Annotated in this window: 24 protein-coding genes; 17 read left to right on the top strand and 7 right to left on the bottom strand. The window is 64.0% G+C overall.

What is annotated here, in order from left to right:
• Positions 1-7 precede the first annotated feature (7 nt).
• Together AUR04nite_RS04165 and aroQ are read left to right on the top strand one after the other, a co-directional pair.
• Positions 8-454, top strand: coding sequence for a hypothetical protein (locus AUR04nite_RS04165; RefSeq protein WP_141362245.1), 447 nt, complete (start codon positions 8-10; stop codon positions 452-454).
• A 90-nt stretch (positions 455-544) separates the two neighbouring features.
• On the top strand, positions 545-997 hold the full coding sequence (aroQ, locus tag AUR04nite_RS04160) for a type II 3-dehydroquinate dehydratase (protein WP_141362243.1): 453 nt from the start codon (positions 545-547) through the stop codon (positions 995-997).
• Here aroQ and AUR04nite_RS04155 read toward each other — a convergent pair.
• Entirely contained in the window at positions 994-2,184 is a 1,191-nt protein-coding gene (locus AUR04nite_RS04155) for a MarP family serine protease (RefSeq protein WP_141362241.1), read from the bottom strand. The two genes, aroQ and AUR04nite_RS04155, sit on opposite strands and share 4 nt — an antisense overlap.
• Positions 2,185-2,388: 204 nt before the next feature.
• Between AUR04nite_RS04155 and AUR04nite_RS04150 the strand changes: the two genes are divergently transcribed.
• The gene (locus AUR04nite_RS04150) at positions 2,389-3,066 is read left to right on the top strand and encodes a Crp/Fnr family transcriptional regulator (protein WP_141362239.1); all 678 of its coding nucleotides are present in this window, start codon (positions 2,389-2,391) and stop codon (positions 3,064-3,066) included.
• A gap of 65 nt (positions 3,067-3,131) precedes the next feature.
• Here AUR04nite_RS04150 and AUR04nite_RS04145 read toward each other — a convergent pair whose 3' ends face one another.
• Both AUR04nite_RS04145 and AUR04nite_RS04140 read right to left on the bottom strand, forming a co-directional pair.
• Positions 3,132-4,034 carry an NUDIX hydrolase gene (locus AUR04nite_RS04145; protein WP_141362442.1) on the bottom strand — a complete coding sequence of 301 codons (903 nt, stop codon included), beginning with the start codon at positions 4,032-4,034 and terminating at the stop codon, positions 3,132-3,134.
• A gap of 61 nt (positions 4,035-4,095) precedes the next feature.
• A complete protein-coding gene (locus AUR04nite_RS04140; protein ID WP_141362237.1) occupies positions 4,096-4,572 on the bottom strand; it encodes a RidA family protein in 477 nt (158 codons plus the stop codon).
• Positions 4,573-4,797: 225 nt separating this feature from the next.
• Between AUR04nite_RS04140 and AUR04nite_RS04130 the strand changes: the two genes are divergently transcribed.
• The 4 genes from AUR04nite_RS04130 (at position 4,798) to AUR04nite_RS04115 (ending at position 12,010) form a co-directional block, all read left to right on the top strand.
• Complete coding sequence (locus AUR04nite_RS04130) at positions 4,798-7,137, top strand: transglycosylase domain-containing protein (RefSeq protein WP_141362233.1); 2,340 nt, start codon at positions 4,798-4,800, stop codon at positions 7,135-7,137.
• 117 nt (positions 7,138-7,254) lie between these two features.
• Entirely contained in the window at positions 7,255-8,208 is a 954-nt protein-coding gene (locus AUR04nite_RS04125; protein ID WP_141362231.1) for a metallophosphoesterase, read from the top strand.
• Positions 8,209-8,375: 167 nt separating this feature from the next.
• Positions 8,376-10,205: an ABC transporter ATP-binding protein gene (locus AUR04nite_RS04120; protein ID WP_141362229.1), complete on the top strand. Its 1,830-nt coding sequence runs from the start codon at positions 8,376-8,378 to the stop codon at positions 10,203-10,205.
• Positions 10,202-12,010 (top strand): ABC transporter ATP-binding protein, encoded by a 1,809-nt coding sequence (locus AUR04nite_RS04115; RefSeq protein WP_141362227.1) that lies wholly within the window; start codon positions 10,202-10,204, stop codon positions 12,008-12,010. The genes AUR04nite_RS04120 and AUR04nite_RS04115 overlap by 4 nt, the downstream gene beginning before the upstream one ends.
• A gap of 99 nt (positions 12,011-12,109) precedes the next feature.
• Here AUR04nite_RS04115 and AUR04nite_RS04110 read toward each other — a convergent pair whose 3' ends face one another.
• The 3 genes from AUR04nite_RS04110 to purD all read right to left on the bottom strand — a co-directional run bounded on the left by AUR04nite_RS04110 (position 12,110) and on the right by purD (position 15,508).
• Positions 12,110-13,111 carry an ABC transporter substrate-binding protein gene (locus tag AUR04nite_RS04110; protein WP_141362225.1) on the bottom strand — a complete coding sequence of 334 codons (1,002 nt, stop codon included), beginning with the start codon at positions 13,109-13,111 and terminating at the stop codon, positions 12,110-12,112.
• A 194-nt stretch (positions 13,112-13,305) separates the two neighbouring features.
• Positions 13,306-14,211 (bottom strand): phosphoribosylaminoimidazolesuccinocarboxamide synthase, encoded by a 906-nt coding sequence (locus AUR04nite_RS04105; protein ID WP_141362223.1) that lies wholly within the window; start codon positions 14,209-14,211, stop codon positions 13,306-13,308.
• A 10-nt stretch (positions 14,212-14,221) separates the two neighbouring features.
• Positions 14,222-15,508 (bottom strand): phosphoribosylamine--glycine ligase, encoded by a 1,287-nt coding sequence (gene purD, locus AUR04nite_RS04100; RefSeq protein WP_141362440.1) that lies wholly within the window; start codon positions 15,506-15,508, stop codon positions 14,222-14,224.
• 130 nt (positions 15,509-15,638) lie between these two features.
• Here purD and AUR04nite_RS04095 point away from each other — a divergent pair, with 130 nt between their 5' ends.
• The 10 genes from AUR04nite_RS04095 (at position 15,639) to AUR04nite_RS04050 (ending at position 23,559) form a co-directional block, all read left to right on the top strand.
• Positions 15,639-15,932, top strand: a complete 294-nt coding sequence (locus AUR04nite_RS04095; protein WP_141362221.1) for a ribbon-helix-helix domain-containing protein — start codon at positions 15,639-15,641, stop codon at positions 15,930-15,932.
• Positions 15,933-15,958: 26 nt separating this feature from the next.
• A complete protein-coding gene (locus AUR04nite_RS04090) occupies positions 15,959-16,933 on the top strand; it encodes an asparaginase (RefSeq protein WP_141362219.1) in 975 nt (324 codons plus the stop codon).
• Between the two features lie 59 nt (positions 16,934-16,992).
• Positions 16,993-17,373: a sterol carrier family protein gene (locus AUR04nite_RS04085; protein WP_141362217.1), complete on the top strand. Its 381-nt coding sequence runs from the start codon at positions 16,993-16,995 to the stop codon at positions 17,371-17,373.
• 4 nt (positions 17,374-17,377) lie between these two features.
• On the top strand, positions 17,378-17,704 hold the full coding sequence (locus AUR04nite_RS04080; RefSeq protein ID WP_141362215.1) for a hypothetical protein: 327 nt from the start codon (positions 17,378-17,380) through the stop codon (positions 17,702-17,704).
• Positions 17,705-17,808: 104 nt separating this feature from the next.
• Entirely contained in the window at positions 17,809-19,332 is a 1,524-nt protein-coding gene (purF, locus tag AUR04nite_RS04075) for an amidophosphoribosyltransferase (protein ID WP_141362213.1), read from the top strand.
• 84 nt (positions 19,333-19,416) lie between these two features.
• A complete protein-coding gene (gene purM, locus AUR04nite_RS04070) occupies positions 19,417-20,559 on the top strand; it encodes a phosphoribosylformylglycinamidine cyclo-ligase (protein ID WP_141362211.1) in 1,143 nt (380 codons plus the stop codon).
• Positions 20,560-20,631: 72 nt separating this feature from the next.
• On the top strand, positions 20,632-21,135 hold the full coding sequence (locus AUR04nite_RS04065) for a VanZ family protein (RefSeq protein WP_141362209.1): 504 nt from the start codon (positions 20,632-20,634) through the stop codon (positions 21,133-21,135).
• 63 nt (positions 21,136-21,198) lie between these two features.
• Positions 21,199-21,768, top strand: coding sequence for a M15 family metallopeptidase (locus AUR04nite_RS04060; protein ID WP_141362207.1), 570 nt, complete (start codon positions 21,199-21,201; stop codon positions 21,766-21,768).
• Positions 21,769-21,805: 37 nt separating this feature from the next.
• Positions 21,806-22,480 (top strand): response regulator transcription factor, encoded by a 675-nt coding sequence (locus AUR04nite_RS04055; protein ID WP_141362205.1) that lies wholly within the window; start codon positions 21,806-21,808, stop codon positions 22,478-22,480.
• Positions 22,477-23,559 (top strand): sensor histidine kinase, encoded by a 1,083-nt coding sequence (locus tag AUR04nite_RS04050; protein ID WP_141362203.1) that lies wholly within the window; start codon positions 22,477-22,479, stop codon positions 23,557-23,559. The genes AUR04nite_RS04055 and AUR04nite_RS04050 overlap by 4 nt, the downstream gene beginning before the upstream one ends.
• Here the strand turns inward: AUR04nite_RS04050 and AUR04nite_RS04045 are convergent.
• A complete protein-coding gene (locus tag AUR04nite_RS04045) occupies positions 23,556-24,476 on the bottom strand; it encodes a Sir2 family NAD-dependent protein deacetylase (RefSeq protein WP_246055361.1) in 921 nt (306 codons plus the stop codon). The genes AUR04nite_RS04050 and AUR04nite_RS04045 overlap by 4 nt on opposite strands.
• Positions 24,477-24,514: the final 38 nt, after the last annotated feature.

Raw genomic sequence — 24,514 nt, 5'->3', positions numbered from 1 at the left:
AATGCCCATGCGCGCACGGATCCTTGCGGCGGCAGTGATGGCCGTCCTTCCGCTGGCCAGCTGCGTCGAGGTGCAGTTTGAGCCCGGCCCGCGCACCGCCCCTGCGGTGGCTCCGTCCGAGGCCAGGCGGCTGCACAACGAGCAGGAGCAGCAGCTCCAGGGGCAGGAATGGGCAGACCAGATCCGCTGGGACTATGAGCTGGCTGCCGAAGACTACCTGATCGAGGATCTCACCTCGGGCTTCTACGACCGGCAGCTCATCGCCTGGGGCGCCAGCGACGTGGGGCATCTAGAAGTCTCGGTGCCGCAGTCCAGCGCGGAGGACGCCTACGAAGACCTGGACTGGATGGCCGCGACGCTGCTTGAGCGGCTGGATGCTTCGGTGCGATCGGTGACCATCACGGTGCAGGGCGAGCAGGCAACCGGCTACGCCACCCGGGATCTCGGCTCCTAGCCGAGCTGGCCGCTAAGGATGGGCCGGTCGGGGAGGGCAAATTTCGTCATGCATCACAGTGAACGCGCGGCGCTGTAATAGATTGAATGCATGACTGTAAACGCCTCACGCACCATCTTGCTGCTCAATGGACCAAACCTGAACCTGCTCGGAACCCGCGAGCCTGATATCTACGGCCGAGACACCTTGGCCGACGTCGAGCAGCTGGCCCGGGAAACCGCCGAAGAACTGGGATTCGAGCTGAAGGCACTGCAGTCGAACCACGAAGGCGTGCTGCTTGACGCGATCCACGAAGCGCGCGGCACCGCGGCGGGCATCGTCATCAACCCCGGGGCCTTCACCCACACCTCCATCGCCCTGGCCGATGCCATCAGCGGTGTGAGCCTTCCAGCCATCGAAGTGCATATTTCGAATGTGCACCAGCGCGAGGCCTTCCGCCACCACTCCTACATCTCCCCCGTGGCAAGCTCGATCATCATCGGCGCCGGGGTCAACGGCTACAAGCTGGCAGTCCAGCAGCTGGCCCACCTGATCAGCGGCTAGTCGCTGATGCAGGTGCCGGTCTTGATCGACGTGGTCCGGTGCCCGCCCGCATCTAGGGCCTTCTGCATTTCCTCAAGGCTCAGCGCGAAGCCGACATCCTCATTGCTGCGGGACTTGGCGAAGATCAGCCCCGCGACGTCGCCGTTGGAATCCACCAGCGGGCCGCCGGAGTTGCCCTGGGCCACCTGCGCGGACAGCTGGTAGACCGAGAGCCGTCCCGGGTCCTCGCCGTAGATATTGGCAATCGACACCGTGGCCATGGAGGCGACCACCGCGCCGTGGATCTGCTGCGGGCCGCCGGCAGGGTAGCCGATGAACGCCGCCGAGTCACCGCGGCTCAGATCATGGTGGGCCAGCGGAATCGGCTCGGCTTCAAGCCCGTCGACGTGAAGCAGCGCGATGTCGGCCTGGGGGTCGAAATAGACCACCTTGGCACGGCGCAGCTGCTCGTCGCCGATTTCAATGGTCGCTGCGCTCAGGCCTGCCACCACGTGCGCATTGGTCATGACCAGCTCGTCGTCGACCACGAATCCGGAGCCGGTGAGGTTGACGCCGCACTGCACGGCGGTGCCTGAAATCTTGGCCACCGACTTGGCAGCGGCCCGCTGGATGTCATTGGCCTTCCAGTCGGTTTCTTCCGCCGGGGCGACCGGCGGGGCGAAGGGCTCCAGGAAGGCGGGGATGGTTTCGGCCATGACCGCCGAACGGGCGGAGGAGATGGCGGAGGTGACGAAGTCCGGGGTCAAGCCGCGGATGGTTTCGATCATCTTGGACTTGGCGATTTCGGCGGAGAGCCGCGGGATGCCCATGCTGGAGGCGGAGAAGGCCAGCGCGCCGATGATCGTGGCGGTGATCAGCACCGACAGCGCGCCGCCGGCCAGCCGGTCGGCCGAGCGCAGAAAGTCGACGTTCATCCAGTGCCTGATCTTGGTGGCGATGAACCGCCCCAGCGCCTGTCCCAGGATGATCAGCACGGCGGCCACCGCGACCATGAGGCTCAAGCGCCACCACGGGTTGGACGCAAAGGTGGATACCAGGGGAATCGCGAAGAAGGCAGCGATGCCGCCGACCACAAGGCCGACCATGTCCCCCACGGTCAGCAGGAAGCCGCGGCGGATCCCCAAAATGAAAAACGTGAGCAATACAGCGCTGATGACAACGTCCAGCCAGCTGAATGTTCCCAGCACTAAGTCTCCACTTCATTCACTTAAACCGTATTAATCCAAGGTACCCTTAGTAGCTGATGGATTTCTGCGAGGATATTCGTGAGTTTTGAACGAATTTGCGTGATTTTCAACATTTTCTTGGTTAAACCACGTGTGGAAACTGTCACATTGTTACCGAATACGGCACAATGAAGTGAGCGCTTACTACTGTTGACAGGAGATTTAATGGATATCGAGGTACTCCGCCGAGCACCGCTTTTCGCGTCGCTTGGTGATGATGTATTCGCCACGCTAACCGAAGAATTGACCGAGGTTGATCTGTCCCGTGGTGCGTCGGTGTTCCGTGAAGGCGATCAGGGTGACCGTCTCTACTTCATCGTCTCGGGCAAGATTAAGCTGGGCCGCACCTCTTCGGACGGACGCGAAAACCTGATCGCCGTACTCGGCCCAGGTGAGCTGTTCGGCGAAATGGCTTTGTTCGACCCACACCCACGCAACGCTACTGCCACCGCAGTGTCGGAGACCCGACTTGCTGGCCTGAGCCACGAGAACATGCGCAAGGCGATCTTGAACTCCCCTGAGGTCTCGATCCAGCTGCTGCAGGCTCTGGCTGCACGCCTGCGCCGCACCAATGAGTCGCTGGCCGACTTGGTGTTCTCCGATGTTCCAGGCCGCGTTGCCAAGGCGCTGTTGGATCTGGCCGACCGCTTCGGCCGTCCAGCCACCGATGGCATCTTGGTTGCCCACGAGTTGACCCAGGAAGAGCTGGCCCAGCTGGTCGGCGCTTCCCGCGAAACCGTGAACAAGGCCCTGGCCGAGTTCGTACAGCGCGGATGGCTGCGTTTGGAAGCACGCGCGGTCGTGATTCTGGATATCCAGCGTCTGCGCCAGCGTTCACGCTAGACGGTATTAGCTGAAAGAGTCGAAATCCTTGATTGGATTTCGACTCTTTTTGTTTACCGTGGGTTTCAGACCCGCCAGGAGCGTGCGGTGCTGGTGTTCTGCGAACTTGTGACCTCTAGGTAGTAGGTGGCGTCGCGGACCAGAACGTCCGGGTGCAGCAGGTCGAAGGAGCGTACCCGGGAAAGATAGGCGACCACGCCGTTGGCATCGGCCATATGTTCAAGCATCATTTCCACTGCCGGGTAGGTGATCTCGGACAGGGTCAGGCCATTGGTCTCGGGCTGGCCGACGATGTCACCCAGCTCGCTGGTATTGCGGGTGCCGAGCACCTTTGCCGCGCAGCACCAGCGTCCCCACCGACCCTTGCCGCGAAGCAGCGACGGCTCTTGGCGCATGGGCACCGTTGCTGCGAAGTACCAGGTGTCAAAGCGCCGGAAGGCAAAGTTGGGGCTGAGCCAGTGGGCGATGGGGCGCAGCAAGTCGGTGCGCAGCCCCAGGCCACGGCGGCGCAGGAATTCATCGAATCCTAGGTCCTGCCCGGCAATGGCTTCGCGGGCGCTCATCCAGTCTTCGGGATCTGTCATTTCAACTACCGACTGGGAATCGGTTCCGGCCAGCAGGATGCCTGTCTCTTCGAAGAGTTCACGGATCGCACAGACGATATGCGCCTGCACCAGCTGCTGGTTGATCACGTCCATGCGCTTTGACCATTGGGACAGGCTCGGGCCGAACCATTTGTAGTCAGCCCAGTCGCTTTCCTCGTGGCTGCCTCCTGGAAAGGCTACGTTGCCCAGTGGAGAGCCTCCGGGACGGAAAGTGAGGTAGGTTTCCACGCCATGCGAACTGTCGCGTATGAGGCTGACTGAGGACGCCCTGCGTGAGGCGCGCGGTGTGCGCGAGCCGAAGGCGAACCAGTTCTCCGCCGCGGCTGTTTCATGCGGCGGCAGGAGAAAGACCCTGCGCACCACGCCGGTGCGCGGCCCCGAAGGAAATTCCCTTCGGGACCGCGCCACGGAGTCGGGTCGTGAATTATTCAAATTCAGCGATGACCTCGACCTCGACTGCAGCGTCCAGTGGCAAGACTGCGACGCCCACTGCCGAACGTGCATGCAGGCCTGCATCACCCAATACTTCGCCGAAGAATTCCGAGGCGCCGTTGACCACTGCCGGCTGGCCGGTGAACGATGGATCGGAAGCTACGAAACCGACAACCTTCACGATGCGCTTGACGCGGTCGAGGTCGCCGATAACGCTCTTGATGGCCGCCAATGCGTTCAGCGCACAGGTCTGAGCCTGGGCCTTTGCATCCTCGGCGGAGACCTCTGCGCCGACCTTTCCTACGGCTGGGAGTTCACCGTTAATCAGCGGAAGCTGACCTGAGGTGTAAACGTAGTTGCCGGTCACCAGTGCAGGCAGGTAGGCGGCTACCGGCTTGGCAACGGATGGAAGGGTCAGTCCAAGCTCGGCAAGTCGAGCTTCGACACGCGAAGAAGTGGCTTCTTGCATGGGGTTTTACTCCTTTTTTCGGTGATGTGAATTTACTGCTTTGGACGCTTTAAGTATGCAACCGGAGAGCTGCCGTTCGGGCCTGGAACAACGGTTACCAGTTCCCATCCGTCATCTCCCCACTGATCCAAAATCTGCTTCGTAGCGTGGATCAGCAGCGGCAATGTGGCGTATTCCCATTTAGTCATACTCGATACGTTAGCGCGTCCTTGTAAACTAGTGGGTATGGCAGCTAAGAAGTCACCCTTTTTTGATACAGCTACCACTCTGGGCAAAATCGTCGCATTCTTCGGAATCAGCGCCCTGTGTGGTTTGCTGACCGCAGGCATGATGGTGCCCGTGGCGGCTCTCGCAAAAACCGGCATGACCACCGGTAACAACATTGTCACAGCACTCCCGAGCTCATTCGAGGCGCTCCCGATTTCGGAGCCTTCGCAGATCTTGGACGCCAAGGGCAAGACCATCGCGACGTTCTATGAACAAAATCGCGAACCGGTGAAACTTGACGAAATTTCTCCTTACATGCGCAAGGCGATTGTTTCCGTTGAGGATGAGCGTTTCTACGAGCACAAGGGCATCGATCCCAAGGGCATCGCCCGTGCAGTGGTAGGCAACCTCACCGGTTCTTCGCGCTCGGGTGCTTCGACCCTGACCCAGCAGTACGTGAACAACCTGCTGGTGAACAACCAGGAACTCACCGGCTCAGAGGAAAGCACCGTCTCCGGCCAGAAGGACTTGGCTGCCAAGATCCGCGAGCTGAAGTACGCGACGTCGATCGAGAAGACCATGTCCAAGGACGAAATCCTGGAAGGTTACCTCAACCTGGTGCTGTTCTCGGGCCGCGAGTATGGAGTACAGGCTGCCTCGCAGTACTTCTACTCTGTCGATGCCAAGGACCTGAACCTTCAGCAGTCGGCCATGCTTGCAGGCATGGTCCAGCTGCCAAACGTCTACAACCCGATCAACAACCCCGAGCGTTCCCTGGACCGCCGCAACAAGGTGCTGGGCAATATGCTGCGCACCGGTGCGATCACCAAGAAGGAATACGACAAGGCGGTCAAGTCGGGTCTTGAACTGAAGCAGAGCAAGTCCCCTTCCGGCTGCATCGCCGCCGGCGACAACGCCTACTTCTGCGACTACGTGACCAAGCTGATCACCAGCGACGAGTCCTTCGGCAAGACCAAGAAGGATCGTGAAAACCTGCTGTACCGCGGCGGTCTGCAGATCAAGACCACGCTGAACAGCTCGCTGAACAAGCAGGCAGCCAAGGACGCCCGCAAGTCGATCGATCCCAAGGCGAAGTCGAACACCGACGTTGCTTCGGCCATCGTTTCGGTCGAGCCGGGAACCGGCAACATTCTGGCCATGGCCCAGAACACCGAGTACGTCCCGGACAAGGGACTTGGCCAGACCATGCTGAACTACACCGTTGAGCGCGCCTACGGCGGCGCCGGCGGCTTCCAGGCTGGCTCGACGATGAAGCCGTACACGACTCTTGCGTGGCTGAAGGAAGGCCACCACATGTACGACAAGATCAACGCCAAGCGTCCGTACTTCTCGCCAACCTCGACCTGGCGCGCCTCGTGCCTTCCGGGCGGGCAAACCATTACCGGCGGAAGCCAGCCGTGGCAGCCGCGCAACGCATCGGCTGGCTTCTACCGCACCATGACTGTCGACACCGGCCTGTTCTGGTCGATCAACTCGGCAACCATCCAGGAAGCCAACCGACTGGATCTGTGCAACATTTCCGACTACGCCAACGCGCTGGGACTTGTTGACTACGACGGCGGCGAAGGAAAGCCGATTTCGCCAAAGAGCCCGTCGTTCATCATTGGTACCCCTAAGGTCACCCCGCTGGCTCAGGCCGCCGCCTTCGCAACCTTCGCCAACAAGGGCGAGTTCTGCGAGCCGCGTGCACTGACCAGCGTGACCGACAAGTCGGGCAACGAGTACAAGGTCAAGCCAACCACTTGCTCCCAGCAGGTGGATCCGCAGGACATCTCGGATTTGAACGGCACCCTGCAGAAGATCGCCACCAAGCGCGTCTCCAAGGGCCGTGTAGCCGGTCCTATTGCCGGTAAGACCGGTACCAACAACTACTCGACCTCCACCTGGTTTGTTGGCTACACCACCGGCATCTCCACTGCCGCATGGGTTGGCCGCGTTGACAAGACTGCTGCTGAAGAAGCAAACACCCTTCAGGGCTCGATGATCAACAACGTGCGTGCTCCACGTACTCTTGACTCCTCGACCTATGCCGCCCCGCTGTGGGTCGACTTTATGGAAGAGGCAGTTCTCGAGTACGACCGTTCGAGCCTCGGCGCGGCCCGCCGCGCACCGGTGGTGAAGAAGGAAACCAGCTCCGATTCCAGCTCGTCATCTGATTCCAAGTCGGATTCTTCCTCGAAGTCTGATTCTTCGAAGGAATCCAGCTCGGACTCGAAGTCATCCAAGTCGGATTCCTCGTCGAAGTCTGACTCTTCGAGCAAGAGCAGCAAGTCCGATTCCGGAAATTCTGGGAATAACGGAAATGGCAAGGGCAAGGGCGACAAGTCCGACGACTAGCCCTAGAAACCTGTGAAGGCCGCGTTCAACTTTGGTTGAACGCGGCCCTTCGGTTTAGATTGGCTTATTGAAGGCTTTCGCGCGAAGCCATTTTGAAAGGACGATGACAAACAAGTCATGGCGGAACAGAAGAACTTTGCCTCGGCACTGGGCCACGCTGCGGGAACCGCGGCCTTGCTGGCCACCGGTGCGCTGGCCATCGGCACGGCGGCGCTCGGATACGGCATGTACGAGACCCAGCAGTTTGGGCTGCGCCGTGAAACCTTGAAGGTGCTCCCCCGTGGCGCCGCGGACATCCGCGTCCTGCACCTTTCGGACATCCATATGGTTCCCGGCCAGCAGGTCAAGACCAAGTGGATTCGCAACCTGGCAAAGCTGAACCCCGACTATGTCATCAACACCGGAGACAACCTCAGCCACCACGACGGCGTTCCTGCGCTGCTGAACGCGCTGGAGCCGTTGATGCACATCCCCGGCGCATTCGTCCCGGGATCGAACTGCTACTTCGGACCGCGCGCCAAGAACCCGCTGCGCTACTTCAAGCGCAACCGCGGGGTTCCTCACCTCTCCCATCGAGATGCGCTTCCCTTCGAAGTCATGCACCGCGCCTTCGGCGCGGCCGGCTGGGTCAACATGTCGAACAAGGCCTACTCGACCGTGCTCAACGGCATCCGCTTGGACCTTACCGGCGTGGACGATCCGCATATCGCCCGCGATAACTTCGCCGGCTGGCCCAAGGGATCATCCACCAGCGCCTCGGCGCCGCATGTGCGCATCGCACTGGCCCATGCCCCCTATCAGCGGGTGCTTGACCAGTTCACGGATGCGGGAGCGGATGTCATCTTTGCAGGACACACCCATGGCGGCCAGGTCTGCATCCCCGGCTACGGCGCCCTGGTGTCCAACTGCGATCTTCCGACCTGGCGCGCCCGGGGCCTGACCTACTGGGAGCACGTGGGAAACACCGTCCCGTTGAATGTTTCTGCAGGATTGGGCAATTCGCGCTTTGCGCCGTTCCGCATCGCCTGCCCGCCCGAGGCAATCCTGGTCACGCTGACCGCTAAGGACTAGATTTTCTGAATTCTGCGCCGCGCCCGCCGTTTGCACAACGGCTGGCGCGGCGCCGTTTTATTCCAATATGAAGCACTTCTTTCTTAAAGTGTCCCATTGATTGAATTCTCCCAACTAGTGAATGTAGGCTATAGCCCTACTTAGACTTTGGGTGATTGCGGGGTATCGTGGCGCGGAGAAAAAATGCAGGGAATCAGGAAGCGATTCCGCTGTCGACCACACTCAAAAGACTCAAACCGTTTGTCGCACCGGTGCTCCCGCGGCTGATCGGGGGCTTCTTCTGTGCGCTGGGCGCAGGCATCGTCGCACTGGCCATCCCCCAGGTGCTGGCCAAGCTGGTCAACGAGGTGCTGCACTACAACGGCGCATCGGGCGAAGTATGGTTCGCGGTAAGCATCATCGCCGCGCTCGGGTTCCTTGAAGCTCTGCTGATCTTCCTGCGCCGGCAGTTCGTGCTCAAACCGGCGGCCGGCGTCGAAACCGACATGCGCATCCACTTCTACCAGCATCTGCAGCGCCTGCCGGTGTCCTTCCACGAGCGCTGGGGCTCCGGACAGCTGCTCTCCCGCTCGATGTCCGACCTGTCGCTGCTGCGCCGCTGGCTGGCCTTCGGCGCCATGATGCTGATCGTCGACACCGTCACCGTCATCACCGGCCTGACCCTGATGTTCTTCCACTCCTGGATCCTGGGCCTGCTCTTCCTGCTCGGCTCGATCCCCATCGCCATCAAGGCCTACCACTTCCGCAACGACTTCCGCGCCGCCAGCCGGCTGAGCCAGGACCAGGCAGGCGATCTCGCCACAGCGGTGGAAGAGTCAGTGCACGGCATCCGCGTCATCAAGGCCTTCGGCCGCGGGCGGGACATGTACGAGGGCTTCAACGCCCAGGCCAAGAGCCTGCAGGAAACCGAGCTGTCAAAGGCCCGCACCCTTGCCAGCTTCCTGCTCACCGTGGTGGCAGTTCCGGAGGTCATCCTAGGCATCGGCCTGGTCATCGGCATCGCCCAGGTGGCGGCCGGGACCCTGAGCGTGGGCTCGCTGGTGGCATTCTTCGCCATCGCCGCCGTCATCGCGATCCCCGTGGAAGCCATGGGCATGCTGCTGGGCATGACGCTGAGCACCAAAACCGCGCTGGACCGGCACTTTGAGGTCATGGACGCGGTCAATGACATCACCTCGCCCGACTCCCCCGCCACGCCCGGCGAATTCACCGGGGCCGTGGAACTGGAGCATGTGCGCTTCAGCTACCCCGACGAGGCAGGACGTGCCCGCCCGATCCTGGCAGACATCAACCTGGAGATCCGCCCGGGCGAAACCATGGCACTGGTGGGCATCACCGGCTCCGGCAAATCCACCTTGCTGAACCTGGTGCCGAGGCTGCACGACGCCACCGCCGGCACCGTCAAGGTCCACGGCATGGACGTGCGCGACTGGGACCTGGAGAAGCTGCGCACCGAGATCGCGGTGGCCTTCGAGGACACCACCTTGTTTTCCACCACGATCCGGGAGAACGTGCTGATGGGCGCCCCGGCAGGCTTGGACGAGCAGCAGCGCGAGGCGCTGCTGGCCGAGGCGCTGGACGTGGCCCAGGCGCAGTTCGCCTACTCGCTGGCCGACGGCGTGGAGACGCTGATCGGCGAGGAGGGCCTGTCCCTGTCCGGCGGCCAGCGCCAGCGCATCGCCCTAGCCCGCGCCATCGCCGCCCAGCCGCGCGTGCTGGTGCTCGACGACCCGCTCTCCGCGCTGGATGTGCGCACCGAGGAGGCGGTCACCCAGAGGCTGCGCGCGGTGCTGGAGGGAACCACCACGCTGGTGGTCGCGCACCGGCCTTCCACCGTGATGCTCGCCGACCGGGTCGCGCTGCTGCGCGATGGCAGGATCGACGCCGTGGGCAGCCACGCGCACCTGCTGAGCACCAATGAACACTACCGCTACGTCATCGCCAGCCTTGACGATGACGAGCAGGAATCCCAGATCCCCTCGGAGGTCAACCGATGAGCCAGCCGCTCGGCGTCGCCAACGAAGACGCCATCAAACTCACCGGCGCCGAGCGCAAGGCGGTGCGCCAGCGCTCCTTCAGGCTGCTGGCCGCGCTGGCGCTGCCGCAGAAGAAGATGTTCGCGCTGACGGTGCTGCTGGTGCTGGTTTCCAACGCTGCCCGGGTGGCGCTGCCGCTGCTGATCGCCTTCGCCATCGACAGCACCCTGCCGGCGGTGCGCGAGGGCAACTGGGCGGCGCTCGGGCTGACCGGCGGCGCATACATCCTGTGCGCTGTCACCGCCGGGGTCATGCTCTCCTGGTACATCAACGCCGCCGCCCGGATCTCCCAGGCGATGCTGCTGGACCTGCGGCTGCGGGTCTTCCGCCACACCCAGCGGCTGAGCCTCGAATTCCACGAAAGCTACACCTCGGGCAGGATCATCTCCCGGCAGACCTCTGACCTGGAGACCCTGCGCGAGCTGCTTGACCAGGGCGTTTCCGAGCTGGCCTCCTCCTGCGTGTTCATCGTGTTCACGCTGGCGTCGATCTTCATGCTCGACTGGCAATCGGGCATCATCGTCTGCTTCGCCGCGATCCCGGTGACGGGCCTTTTCTACTGGTACCAGAGCCGCTCCGAGGTGCTCTACCGCGAGTCCCGCGTGGTCTCCGCCAAGGTCATCTCCACCTTCGTGGAAACCATGACAGGCATCCGCGCGGTCAAGGCATTCCGCCGTGAGAAGGCCAACGATCAGAACTATGCGGACCTGGCAGAGCAGTACCGGGCGAACAACGTCAAGTCCTTCAACCTCTTCGGCATCCTGCAGCCGGGGCTGGTGCTGCTGGGCAACCTGACGGTGGCCGGGCTGCTGGCCTTCGGCGGCTTCCGCATCCTAGACGGCACCATGCAGGTCGGCGTCATGGTCGCGCTGCTGCTGGCTTCCAAGCGCATCTTCCAGCCCATGGACGAGATCGCGATGTTCTACTCCTCGCTGCAGTCCGCCACCGCAGCCCTAGAAAAGGTCTCGGGGCTGCTCGAAGAGGAGCCCACGGTCAAGGAGCCCCCGGCTCCGCGCAGCATCGAGCAGGTGCGCGGCGAGCTGGCCTTCAAGGACGCGGTCTTCGGCTACGGCGACGGGCCGGTCATCATGGACCGCTTCGACCTTTCCATTCCCGCCGGCCAAACTGTAGCAGTGGTGGGCCAGACCGGCGCCGGCAAGTCCACGCTGGCCAAGCTCATCGCCCGCTTCTACGACCTGCGCTCAGGCAGCCTGACCCTGGACGGCGTGGCAATCAAGGACTTGAGCAACGAGCAGCTGCGCCGCCATGTGGTGATGGTGACCCAGGAGGCGTTCCTCTTCTCCGGCTCGGTGGCGGAGAACATCGCCCTGGGGCGCCCCGGCGCCTCGCTGCAGGAAATCCAGGACGCCGCCAAGGCGGTGGGAGCCCACCAGTTCATCCTGGACCTGCCCGACGGCTACGACACGGATGTGAACAAGCGCGGCGGCCGTGTCTCCGCCGGACAGCGCCAGCTGATCTCCTTCGCCCGCGCCTTCCTGGCGGATCCAGCGGTGCTGATCCTCGACGAGGCGACCAGCTCGCTGGACATCCCCTCGGAGCGCGCGGTGCAGCACGGCCTGCAGACCCTGCTGGGCAACCGGACAGCCCTGATCATCGCCCACCGACTGTCCACGGTGCAGATCGCTGACCGCGTGCTGGTGGTCCACGGCGGTAAGATCGTGGAGGACGGCAGCCCCCAGCAGCTGATCGCCGACGGCGGGCGCTTCGCGGCCCTGCACAAGGCCTGGCAGGACTCGCTGGTCTAGCCGACACCACGCGACTGGCCCCCAACCGAGCTCTTGCCTGCTTGGTCGGGGGCCAGCTTTGCGCCGCAGGAACATTGCCGGCGCGGCAATCGCCGCTTCCTAGGGCAGGTGCGGGTCAACCTTGAAGTGCTCGGCCACCTGGGTGATCACCTCGTTCGCGCCCTGGATCGACACCGAGGTCAAGAAGATCTCGTCGGAAACTTCCAGCACATTGCCCTCCAGCCGGGACCACAGCGGGTTCGCGGTGAAAGAGCTCGCCTGGGCGCGGGCGGCGTCGCCCTCCGAGCCTTCCGGAGCGGACGTCGCCTGGAAAACCACCGTGGCGTCCGCGGTGAGGATCTCTTCCGGGGACAGCTGGGTGAATACCGTCTGGTCCGTATCAGGAGCACCTGTTGGGCGCGGAATGCCCATATCTGACATCACTTCGCCGATGAACGACTTAGAGGAATACAGGCGTGCGGTGTCTTCTCCCATGAAGCGCACCAGCGTATAGGTCGTTTCGCTGTTCTTGGCGAGGATTTCCCTGCCCACCGCAGCTGCCCGCTCTTCGTAGTCGGCCACTGCCTGCTTCGCCTGGGCTTCCTTGCCCAGCGCTTCGCCGAGCAGCACGATGTTTTCCTTCCAGGTGGCGCCGACAACCTCGGAGAATACCGTAGGCGCGATCTTCTGGAACTGGTCAAACAGCGGGCCCTGGCGCAAGTCGGCGGAGATGATCAGGTCGGGTTCCGCGGCAAGAAGCTTTTCCAGATCGGGTTCCTGCAGAGTTCCCACGCTGACTGCTTCGTCGGTGAGCTCCGAGACATCGCCAAGATAGGCAGGAAAGCCCTGGCTCCTCAGGCGGTATTCGGGATAGGCGACCACTTCGGCGCCCAGCAGCAGCGCACCATCTACATATGAAGTATCCAAGGCCGCTATGCGTATCGGTCGTTCGGGAATCTCGGTGGTACCACGGAAGTGTTCAATGGTGCGCGGGAACCCTGCCCCGCTGTTGGCGGCGTCCGAGGACTCCAAAGCTGCGGGTGCTGAGCCGGCGCAGCCGCTCAAGGCGAGCCCGGCAAGGGCAAGCAGGGCGCTGGCCCGCAGAACGCGAGAATGTTTCACTAAAATTCCTTCATTACGGCAATTCAATATGGAACGCGTTCACTAATTAGCTTAGGGTCACCTCAAACGCGATTAGTACCGTAGCACGAGGAAAATGGTATTCCAAAAGTGGTGCGACGTGGCGCCGACACATTCACATCAGATGCGGCAAGGCCCCGTACAGCAGGTGCTGTACGGGGCCTTGCCGCACGGAATTAGGCGCTGAAGCTGCGCCCGGTCAGGCGCTCATAGGCTTCGATGTAGCGGGCGCGGGTCTTCTCGATGATTTCCGCTGGAAGTGCCGGCGGCTCTTCACCGGAATTCTTATCCCAGCCCGAAGCCTCGGAGGTCAGCCAGTCACGCACGAACTGCTTGTCGAAGCTCGCCTGGGCCTGGCCCGGCTTGTAGGCTTCCGCATCCCAGAAGCGCGAGGAGTCGGGGGTGAGCACCTCATCGCCCAGGGTGATTTCGCCGGTGGCTGGATCTGCGCCGAATTCGACCTTGGTGTCCGCAAGGATGATGCCGCGTTCGCGGGCGATCTTCTCCGCCTGCTCGTACAGCGCCACGGTCTTCTCGCGCAGTGCCTCGGCCACCTCGGAGCCCACGCGGTCCACGGTCTGGGCGTAGGAGATGTTCTCGTCGTGCTCGCCCACCTCGGCCTTGGCCGAGGGGGTGAACAGCGCCGGCTCCAGGCGCGAGCCGTCCACCAGGCCGGCTGGCAACGGCAGCTCGCACACGGTGGAGGACACCTTGTACTCGGCCAGGCCGGAGCCGGTGAGGTAGCCGCGGGCGATGCACTCGATCGGGTACATGTCCAGCTTCTTGCAGACCATCGCGCGGCCGGCAACCTCGGTAGGCACCTCGGTGGAAATCACGTGGTTGGCGAAATCGCCCAGCTGTTCAAACCACCACAGGCTCAGCTGGGTGAGCACCTTGCCCTTGTCAGGGATTTCGCTGGTGAGCACAAAATCGTAGGCGCTGATGCGGTCGGAGGCCACCACCAGCACGCGGTCGGTGTCCTCGAAGCTGACGCCGGCCGGCACGTAGAGGTCGCGCACCTTGCCCGAGTAGAAGTGGTCCCAGCCTTCAAGGGTGAGTACGTCGGTCTGCAAACCTGCCATGGATCTTCCTCTACTTGCTTTCGTTCGCGACGATGATTTCGCCGCGTTCTGCCTTCAGGGCGATATCGCTGCGCGACTGGGCGCCCGGCCAGCTGATTTCTGCCACGCCGGCATAGGCCGCCTTGCGGGCCGCCGCCAGGTCATCGCCCAGGCCGACTACCGCCAGCACGCGCCCGCCGGCCACGGTGATGTTGCCGTCTGCGTCGGCTGCGGTGCCGGCGTGGGCCACGTGCACCGAGTCGATGGCGTTGGCGGCGTCCAGGCCGGTGATTACAGCGCCCTTGACCGGGGTGTCGGGGTAATTCTCCGCGGCGATAACCACGTCCACCGCAGTCTGCTTAGACCAGGTCAGCTGTTCTGCATCGTCCAGTTCGCCCTTGGCGGCCGCCAGCAGCACGCCGCCCAGCGGGGTCTTCAGGCGTGCGAGCACCGCCTGGGTTTCGGGATCGCCAAAGCGGGCGTTGAATTCGATGACGCGGATGCCGCGCTTGGTGACCGCCAGGCCGCAGTAGAGCACGCCGGTGAAGGGGGTGCCGCGGTGTTCCATCTCGCGCAGGGTCGGGTAGGCCACGCGTTCCATGACCTCGTCCACGAAGCCTGCAGGCAGCCACTCAAGCGGCGAGTAGGCGCCCATGCCGCCGGTGTTAGGGCCTTGATCATTATCGAAGATGCGCTTGAAGTCCTGGGCTGGGGACAGCGGGACGGCGTGCTTACCGTCGCAGATCACGAACAGGGAAACTTCTGGACCGTCCAGGAATTCCTCGATGACCACGGTGCCGCCGGCTTCGAAGCAGGCTTCGGCGTGGGCCAGGGCCTCGGCGCGGTCGGAGGTGACCACGACGCCCTTGCCGGCTGCCAGGCCATCGTCCTTGACCACGTAGGGGGCGCCGAAGTCGTCCAGCGCGCTTTCGGCTTCCGCGGTGTTGGTGGCCACGTGGGCCATCGCGGTGGGCACCTGGGCCGCGGCCATGACGTCCTTGGCGAAGGCCTTGGAGGCTTCCAGCTGCGCCGCGGCCTTGGTCGGGCCGAAGACCGGGATGCCGGCGGCGATCAAGGCGTCGGCGACGCCTGCCGCCAGCGGAGCTTCGGGGCCGACGACCACCAGGTCGCTGGCCAGCTGCTGGGCCAGGGACACTACCGCGGCAGGGGCCTGGGCGTCGATGGAATGGGTGGTGACATCCTGCGCGATGCCGGCGTTGCCGGGGGCGCAGTGGACTTCGTTGACGTAGGGGTCTGCACTCAGTGCTCGGACAATTGCATGTTCGCGGCCGCCTGGGCCAATAACCAGAACCTTCACAGCCAAAAGTTTACCGGAGAAATACTCACCGGCCTCGGCCATGACTTTTTGCCGTCCTGCAGTACACCGCCCAGTGATTTCCGATCCCGCCAGGGCTAGAATGATCTGTTACGCATTGAAAGGGCCGGACGTGGAAATCAGACATGAAAATCAGGTAGAGCTGCACGTCGAACTCGATGTTTCGATGGTGGATGCCGTCGCGTCCTTGGTCGATTCCGGAAGATACGCCACTCAGAGCGAAGTCGTTGTGCATGCGCTGAGTCTGCTCTTGTCCACGACGCAGCCCGTGGAGCAATGGCTGCGCGGCGAAGTCGCCGCTGCCTATGACCAGATGCAGGCTTCACCTGGGCAGCTGCTGACATCACAGCAGGTCCGCACGCAGGTGGCCCAGCTGCACTGGGGCAGCGTCGCAGATCCGCGCTGAGGCTTCGGCGCCCTAGACTGGGGCTTATGCATCCAGCTCTTGACATCGCCGACTGCGCCGAACTGGTCCGGGTCACCCGCAATTCCATCATCGAATCCCGCCATCTGGGCATCGCTGTGGTGCTGGGGCCGGATGGAGAACAACTGGCGGCCTTCGGCAATCCGCAGGCGCTGGTCTTTCCGCGCTCTGCGCTCAAGCCTTTCCAAGCCATCGGCTCGCTGCGCGCCGGGGCCAAACTGTCCGACGAGGCCACGGCCCTGGCCTGCGCCAGCCATGTGGGCACCAGGCAGCACCAGGAACTTGCGGCCAGCATGCTCGCCCAGGCTGGGCGGTCACAGGAAGACCTGCAGTGCCCGCTGTCCTGGCCTGGGGATGCGAAAACCCGCCAGCAGATGATCAGCGGCAACGAGCCGAAGAACCACCTGGCGTTCAACTGCTCGGGCAAGCACGCGGCCTTCCTAAATGCCGCCATTGCCCTGGACCAGGATCCCCACACCTATTTGGATCCGGCAGGCGCCGTGCAGGCCTCGGCCCTGGCCGCCATGGAAGAATTCTGCGGCCCGATCAGATTCCTGGGCACCGACGGCTGCGGCGCCCCGGCCCCTCAGATGTCGCTGCATTCGCTGGCCTCCGGCTTCCACCGGCTGGTGGCCAGCGAGGATGCGCACGCGCTCCAGGTGGCCTCTGCCATCCGCCGGCATCCCTGGGCCATCCGCGGCCCAGGCAGCCCCAACACCCTGGTGGCCGAGCGCACCGGGATCATCGCCAAGCTCGGCGCCGAGGGCGTGCTGGCCATGGCGGCTCCCAGCGGACACAGCGTCGCGGTGAAAATGCTCGACGGCTCCCAGCGCGGCACCGACCTTTTGGCGTTGGGCCTGCTGGCTTCCTTCGGTGCACTTGAGCCGGAAGACCACAACTGGCTGGTGGACCAGTTGACGCCTGAAGCGGCCACCGCCGGCGCCAAGGCGGCTGGACTAGAGTTGAAGGGTATTGATTTCTAGCGCAGATGCTTAGCGCGCAATTATGACGCGAAGGCGTCTCACAAGCGAAGGCAGGTTCCATGGCAATCAAGCGGCGCATCGATGAAGCCGAAGGGCGCGCGGCGCTGCGCGAATGGGCGGGCGCCTACCGCGAATCTTCCAAGCCAGCGCGCCCGGTGCTTGCCATGGCGGTGCGCTTTGCGCTGGAAGAACTGGCGTCGAAGGCCGAGGGCAACTCGGTGGAGGTCAGGGTACCGCCCTTCGGTGTGACTCAGTGCATACCCGGGCCCCGCCATACCCGGGGAACACCGCCCAATGTGGTCGAAATGCCTGCCGAATTATGGCTTTGCCTAGCGACAGGAAACACGACGTGGGATGAGGCTTTGCAAACTGGGCAATTGCACGCCTCCGGACTTAGGGCAGACTTGTCCGCGCATCTGCCATTGATTGAGTACCCTTAAAGGTATGGAGCAACACCCCGCTACCCCCTCATCCGCTGACCAGCCCATCGAAGTGCAGGTTCACACCTCACCGAAGTTCTGGCCATTCATCCTTACCTTCCTCGTCGTAGGCGCGCTGGTGGGGCTGATTGTCGGCATGTTGGGCGCACCGTCCGAAGAATATACCCGTGCCTCGGCCTCCGGGTTCTTTGCCATGTTCTGCGGCGGGCTCGGTGCGGGCATTGGCGCACTGGTGTACGTGATCATCGACCGCGTCACCTCGCGTAAATCCACCAAACATCTGGCGGTTCCTCTGGCCGAGGACACCGATACCAGCGCTCAACAAGGCTAGGCAGCCCTTCCCCTCATTGGAAGGCAGGCGGCCGCGCACCTGGCCGCCACCCACCACACATTTGGTCGGTGTCGACCTAAGAGAAACATGAGAGAATAAAAGACATGGCGCGTGGCGATGGAATGCTCAATCACGACCTGCTTCCAGGCGAGAAGGGGCCGCAGGATGAATGCGGCGTCTTCGGCGTTTGGGCACCAGGTGAAGAAGTCGCAAAACTGACCTATTACGGTCTTTATGCCCTGCAGCACCGAGGCCAGGAATCAGCGGGTATCGCCACCTCCGACGGCGCCCGCATCAACGTCTACAAGGACATGGGCCTCGTCTCCCAGGTGTTCGACGAGAACACCCTAAACTCCATGAGCGGACAGTTGGCCATTGGCCACTGCCGCTACTCCACCACCGGCGCAAGCCACTGGGCTAACGCGCAGCCGACCCTGGGGCCCACCCAGACCGGCACCGTGGCACTGGCTCACAACGGCAACCTGACCAACTCCGCAGACCTGGCCGACATGGTGTCCGCCAAGCTGGCCGCCGAGGGTGGAAAGGTCCGCGGCGAGATCGCCCAGGGCAACACCACCGACACCGCGCTGGTCACCGCGCTGCTGGCAGGCTCCGAAGGCCAGAGCCTTGAAGACACCGCGATGGAGCTGCTGCCCAAGATCGAGGGCGCATTCTGCTTCGTCTTCATGAACGAGACCACCCTGTATGCGGCCCGCGATCCGCACGGCGTGCGCCCGCTGGTGCTCGGCCGCCTTGACCGCGGCTGGGTCGTCGCCTCCGAGCAGCCTGCACTGGCCACCGTCGGCGCCTCCTTCATCCGCGAGATCGAGCCGGGCGAAATGATCGCCATCGATGAGAACGGCGTGCGCTCCACCCACTTCGCCGAGGCCACCCCGAAGGGCTGCGTCTTCGAGTACGTGTACCTGGCCCGTCCGGATGCCACCATCGCCGGCCGCTCGGTCTACGAGTCCCGCGTGGAGATGGGCCGCCAGCTGGCCCGCGAGAACAGCGCGGAAGCCGACATCGTGATCCCTGTTCCGGAATCCGGCACCCCGGCCGCCATCGGCTACGCCGAAGAGTCAGGCATTCCGTTCACCCACGGCTTCGTGAAGAACGCCTATGTGGGCCGCACCTTTATCCAGCCTTCGCAGACCCTGCGCCAGCTGGGCATCAAGCTCAAGCTCAACGCGCTGGAGACCGTGCTGCGCGGCAAGCGCGTAGTGGTGGTTGACGACTCGATCGTGCGCGGCAACACCCAGCGCGCCGTGGTGCGCATGCTGCGCGAGGCGGGCGCCGCCGAGGTGCACGTAAAGATCTCCTCGCCTCCGGTGAAGTGGCCTTGCTTCTACGGCATCGACTTCGCCACCCGTGCGGAGCTGATCGCCAACGGCGCGGCGGTGGATGAAATCGCCACCTCCATCGGCGCAGACTCGCTGGCCTACATCTCCGAGGACGGCATGATCGAGGCGACCCGCCAGCCGCGCGAGCGCCTGTGCACCGCCTGCTTCACCGGCGACTACCCGATCGCGCTGCCGGATGCCAACCGCCGCGGCAAGAACCTGCTCGAAGGCGCGAACCAGGCTGGCTGCGAGCCGGGCCCGGATTCCGAGCTCGAAGCAACCCTCTAGCCCACACTTCAGCCACCGGCACTTCGGTGCAAGCACGCCGGCCCACCCCAGCCGGTAGTCACGACAGATAAGGAACCCTCTGCCATGAGCGGCACGCAAGAGCAGCCAACCTCCATCACCTATGCCGGCGCAGGCGTCGACGTCGAAGCCGGCGACCGCGCGGTCGAGCTGATGAAGGGCGCCATCAAGGCCACCCACAACTCTTCGGTCATCGGCGGCGTCGGCGGCTTCGCCGGCCTGTTCGACGTCTCCTTCCTCACCGGCTACAAGAAGCCGTACCTGGCCACCTCCACCGACGGCGTCGGCACCAAGGTCGCCATCGCACAGAAGCTGGACATCCACCACACCATCGGCCAGGACCTGGTCGGCATGGTGGTTGACGACATCGTCGTGGTGGGCGCCAAGCCGCTGTTCATGACCGACTACATCGCCACCGGCAAGGTCGTCCCGGAGCGCATCGCCGACATCGTGCGCGGCATCGCCGAGGGCTGCAAGCTGGCAGGCACCGCACTGGTCGGCGGCGAAACCGCCGAGCACCCGGGCCTGCTGGCCGAGGACGAGTACGACGTAGCCGGCGCCGCCACCGGCGTCATCGAAGCAGACCAGCTGCTGGGCCCTGAGCGCGTGAAGGCCGGTGACGTAGTCATCGGCATGGCCTCCTCCGGCATCCACTCCAACGGCTACTCGCTGGTGCGCCGCGTCATCGCCCACGCCAAGTGGGAGCTTGACCGCGAGGTCGCCGAGTTCGGCCGCACCCTGGGCGAGGAGCTGCTGGTTCCAACCCGCATCTACACCAGCGCCTGCCTGGATCTGGTCGGCGCACTGAACGACGGCGAGAACTTCGGCGTGCACGGCTTCAGCCACGTCACCGGCGGCGGCCTGGCTGCCAACCTGGCCCGCGTGCTCCCACAGGGTCTGATGGCCCGCGTGGACCGCTCCACCTGGGCGCTGCCAGCGGTGTTCTCCACCATCGCCCAGCTGGGCAATGTGCCGCAGCCTGACCTTGAGCGCACCCTGAACTTGGGCGTGGGCATGGTCGCCGTCGTGGATCCTGCCGTGGCAGACCGCGCGGTGGAACTGCTCAACGCAGCGGGCATGGGCGCCTGGGTCATGGGCCAGGTCGAAAACCTGGATCCATCGGCGGCAGATGCCGGCCTGGACTTCGTCCAGGGCGCCAAGGGCGTGGACGGCGGCGCGGTGCTGCTGACCGGCAGCTACGCCAAGTAGCATCCAGCACTCGACGAACACCGGCGGGCCTTCGGGTCCGCCGGTGTTCGCGTATCAGAAGGAAATTCTGCCATGGCCGAACCACCGGCAGCCGCCCTGCGCGCCAGGAGCTTCATCTTCGCCGGGCTGTACCTGTTCTTCCTCTCCTGGATCATCCTCTTCAAGCTGAATCTGCCGCATCTTGGCAGCGGTGAGCTGCGCTCCATCAAGCTGGTCCCGTTCATTGCCGACGGCCGCTATGCTGCCAGCGGTATGAAGGAAAGCATCGTCAACGTGCTGCTGTTCATCCCGGCGGGCTTGAACCTGCGGCTGCTGCTGCCTCGGCTGCGCTGGATTCAAGCGGCGGCCGTGGGCCTGGGAATCTCCGCGCTGCTGGAAATTGCGCAGTATGTCCTTGCAGTGGGAAGCAGCGACACCACGGACCTGCTCACCAACGCTGGCGGCTGCCTTATCGGCTTCGCCGCGGCCAAGCACCTTCCGACGCTGCGCGGCATCTGCGCCTGGCTCGGCATCAGCTTGGCAATCCTGTCGCTGCTGTTCATCGCCTCGCCGATCAGGTTTGCTGCGCCCGGATAATCCCCCTCGACGATGCGGCCGCTCTTTACACTGGCTTAACACCGCTTTTGATGTGCTTAGTCCATGAGAACAACACGAGCCATCATCCTCTGGTCCTTCGCCGCCGCCGGCGCCCTGCTCCTGGCGGCCTGCACCGCCCTGACAACAACTACTGTGCAGGCTCCGGGAACTTCGAAAGCCTCGTCGCTCTTTGCGCCCTCGGATGCTGCGAAGCTACGCGATTCCCAGGTGGACCCCTTTGACGACAACCATCCGGCAATCAGCAACCTGGACCCGCAGCTGCGCGCGGCCCTGCAGCAGGCCGCCGCGGCGGCAAAGCAGCACGGCGTCAAGGACTTCTGGGTCACTTCCGGCTGGCGGTCGGAAGACTACCAGCAGGAGCTGCTGGATAGCGCTGTGGCCAAATACGGCAGCAGGGCCGAAGCCGCCAAATGGGTCGCCTCCCCCGAAGACTCCTCCCACGTGACCGGAAGCGCGGTGGATGTGGGCCCCACCAACGCCGCCGATTGGCTCTCGCGCAAGGGCCAGCGCTTCGGCCTGTGCCAGGTGTACGCGAATGAGCTGTGGCATTATGAACTGCTCACCAGCCCGGGCGGGCGCTGCCCCGCAATGCGGCCCAGCGCGGCAGGCTAGGAATGGCACGACGCCGCAGGCGCATAGGATGGCAGCTATGAGAGTACTGCTCATCGAAGATGAACCCTATATCTCCCAGGCCCTGGCCCAAGGCATGGAACAGGCGGGGATCGCCGCCGACTGCGCCATGGACGGGCACCGGGCCATCGAACTGCTGAGCGTCAACGACTACGACGTCGCAGTGGTGGACCGGGACATCCCCGGACCCAGCGGGGATCAGGTGGTCGCCTGGATGCACGAGCAGCGGCTGGGCACCCGCATCCTGATGCTCACCGCCGCCGCGCAGCTGGACGACGTGGTCAGCGGCTTCCAGCTCGGCGCGGACGACTACCTTGCCAAGCCCTTCGCCATGAAAGAGCTGGTCATGCGCCTTGTGGCGCTAGCCCGCAGGCCTGCCGCCAGCGTTCCCCCGGTGCTTGAAAAATACGGGGTGTCGCTGGATCCCTTCAAGCGCACGGTCCACCGGGATGGCACGCCGATCGCGCTGTCCAAGAAGCAGTTCGCCATTTTGCAGATCCTGCTGGAAGCCGACGGCGGGGTGATCAGCGCGGAGCAGCTGCTGGAGCGGGCTTGGGATGAGCACGCCGACCCGTTCACCGCGGTGGTGCGGGTGACCATGTCTTCGCTACGCAAGCGCCTGGGTGCCCCACCGATCATTGAAACGGTGACGGGCACCGGCTACCGGCTGAGCGCCGCCCAGGAGGACTCGTGAACCGGTCGCCGCGAACCCCCGGGGCCAGCGTCAGGGTCAAGCTGACTATCGTCATGAGCCTGCTGGTGATCTGCACCGGGGTGCTCATCCTGGCTCTGGTCTACCTGTTCCTGCTGCGCTATATCCCCGAAGGAAATCTGAACACGGTCCGCGGAGACTTCGCTCCCAGCAGGCGGGACTTGGCGCAGGCATTCGTGCCCCGTGCGCTGTGGGCGCTGTCTGCGCTGGTGCTCGTCTCTGCCGTCGGCGCCTGGCTGCTGTCGGGGCGGCTGCTGCGGCCGCTGAACCAGCTGCAGTCCACTTCGCTGAAGGTGGCTGCCGGGCAGCTATCCAGCCGCGTGGAGCTTTCCGGACCGCGCAACGAGTTCAGCGACGTGGCCGATGCCATGGACAAGATGCTCGACGAGATCCAAGCCCAGGTGGACCAGCAGCGCCGGTTCGCCGCGAATGCATCCCATGAGCTGCGCACCCCGCTGGCCGCCCTGCGGGCAACTCTTGATGTGGGGATCCAGGGCGCCGGAGGAGAAGAAGAGTTCATGAGGCGTCTGGGCAGCATCTCCGCCAAGGCAGAACGCACAGTGCAGGCGCTGCTGACCCTCTCGCGGGCCGAATCCGCGGCGCTGCACCCGCGCAGCACGGACGTTGTCCTGCTGGTGGAAGACGTCGTGGAGCAGCTGCTTCCGGCGGCCATCGCCGCCGGCTTTGAGATCGACGTGCAGCTGCCCGAGGACCTGCGTGTAGAAGCCGATGCCGACCTGCTGGAGCACGCACTGTCCAATCTGGTGCGCAATGCCATTGCCTACGGACGCGGCGCCATCAGGATCGCCGGCGGGGCCAGCGGTTCCATGGTGCTGCTCAGCGTCGAGAATGAGGGCGGAATGCTCGGCGAAGCCCAGCTGTCCCAGATGGTCGAACCTTTCCAGCGGCTCGACCGGCTTGGATCCGTGGAAACGGCCGGAGTGGGCCTGGGCCTGTCGATTGTCGACGCTGTGGCCAGGGCGCACCACGGCGAACTGGTACTCTTGGCCCGCAGCGCCGGGGGCCTGTCGGCAACCCTGAGGCTGCCGGCAGCCGGCTAGCGCAGCTGGCTCAGCGCGTGATCCAGCGGCACCCGCCAGCGCCAGGTGGCCTTCTCTTCGCCGCGTACGTGTCCATTGGTCACCAGCGCCACCGGCAGGCCGCGTTTCACGAAGTCCAGCAGGATCCTGTAGCCGCTCATCACTGCCAGGGATGAGCCGAGCACCAGCAGCGAGCTGGATTCGCTCTCCAGCGCATGCATTGCCTCCTTGCGCTCCGCCGGGACGCTTTCCCCAAAGTAGACGACGTCCGGCTTGAGTACTTCGGAGCCGCAGTTCATGCAGTGCACCATGACGAACCGATCCACCAGGTATTGCGGCAGCTCGACGTCGCCGTCCGGGTTGACCGCTGATGGATCGATTTCCACTGCTTCGAGGTAGCCGACGTTGGCCGCCTGCAGCCGGGCGTCGAACTGCTGGCGGTTCTCGCTGTATCCGCAGTCGAGGCAGCGCACGATCGACAGGTCACCGTGGACCGGGACCACGCGGCGCGAGCCTGCCTGCTGGTGCAGTCCGTCGACGTTCTGGGTGATGATGCCCGAGATCCGGCCTTCGCGCTCCCACTGCACCAGCCGGCGGTGGATGTCATTGGGCTTGGCCTTGTCCATGTGGCGCCAGCCGACGAATCCGCGGGCCCAATAGCGCTGCCTTGCTTCGGGGCGGTAGCGGAATTCCTGGTAGGTCATGGGCCGGTGGCGCTGCAGCGAACCGTTGGGGCCGCGGTAGTCGGGAATCCCTGAGTCGGTGGATACGCCGGCTCCGGTCACGACGAGCACTTTGCCGGCATCGAGCAGCGACTGCACACCGTCGCGGGCCACGGGCTCCGGGTCGGCTTCTGCCTGTTCTTGGACGATCCGCTGCATGGATCGGATTGCCGAATGATGAGCCATCTGGATAGACAGTTCTTCTGGCGTGCTCATGTATCGCCTTCCGGGGTTCGTGACACGACAAAGGCCGC

This window comes from Glutamicibacter uratoxydans, assembly GCF_006539925.1.
GTDB classification, from domain to species: Bacteria; Actinomycetota; Actinomycetes; order Actinomycetales; family Micrococcaceae; genus Glutamicibacter; species Glutamicibacter uratoxydans.
This window is presented reverse-complemented; position numbering and strand designations above follow the sequence as displayed.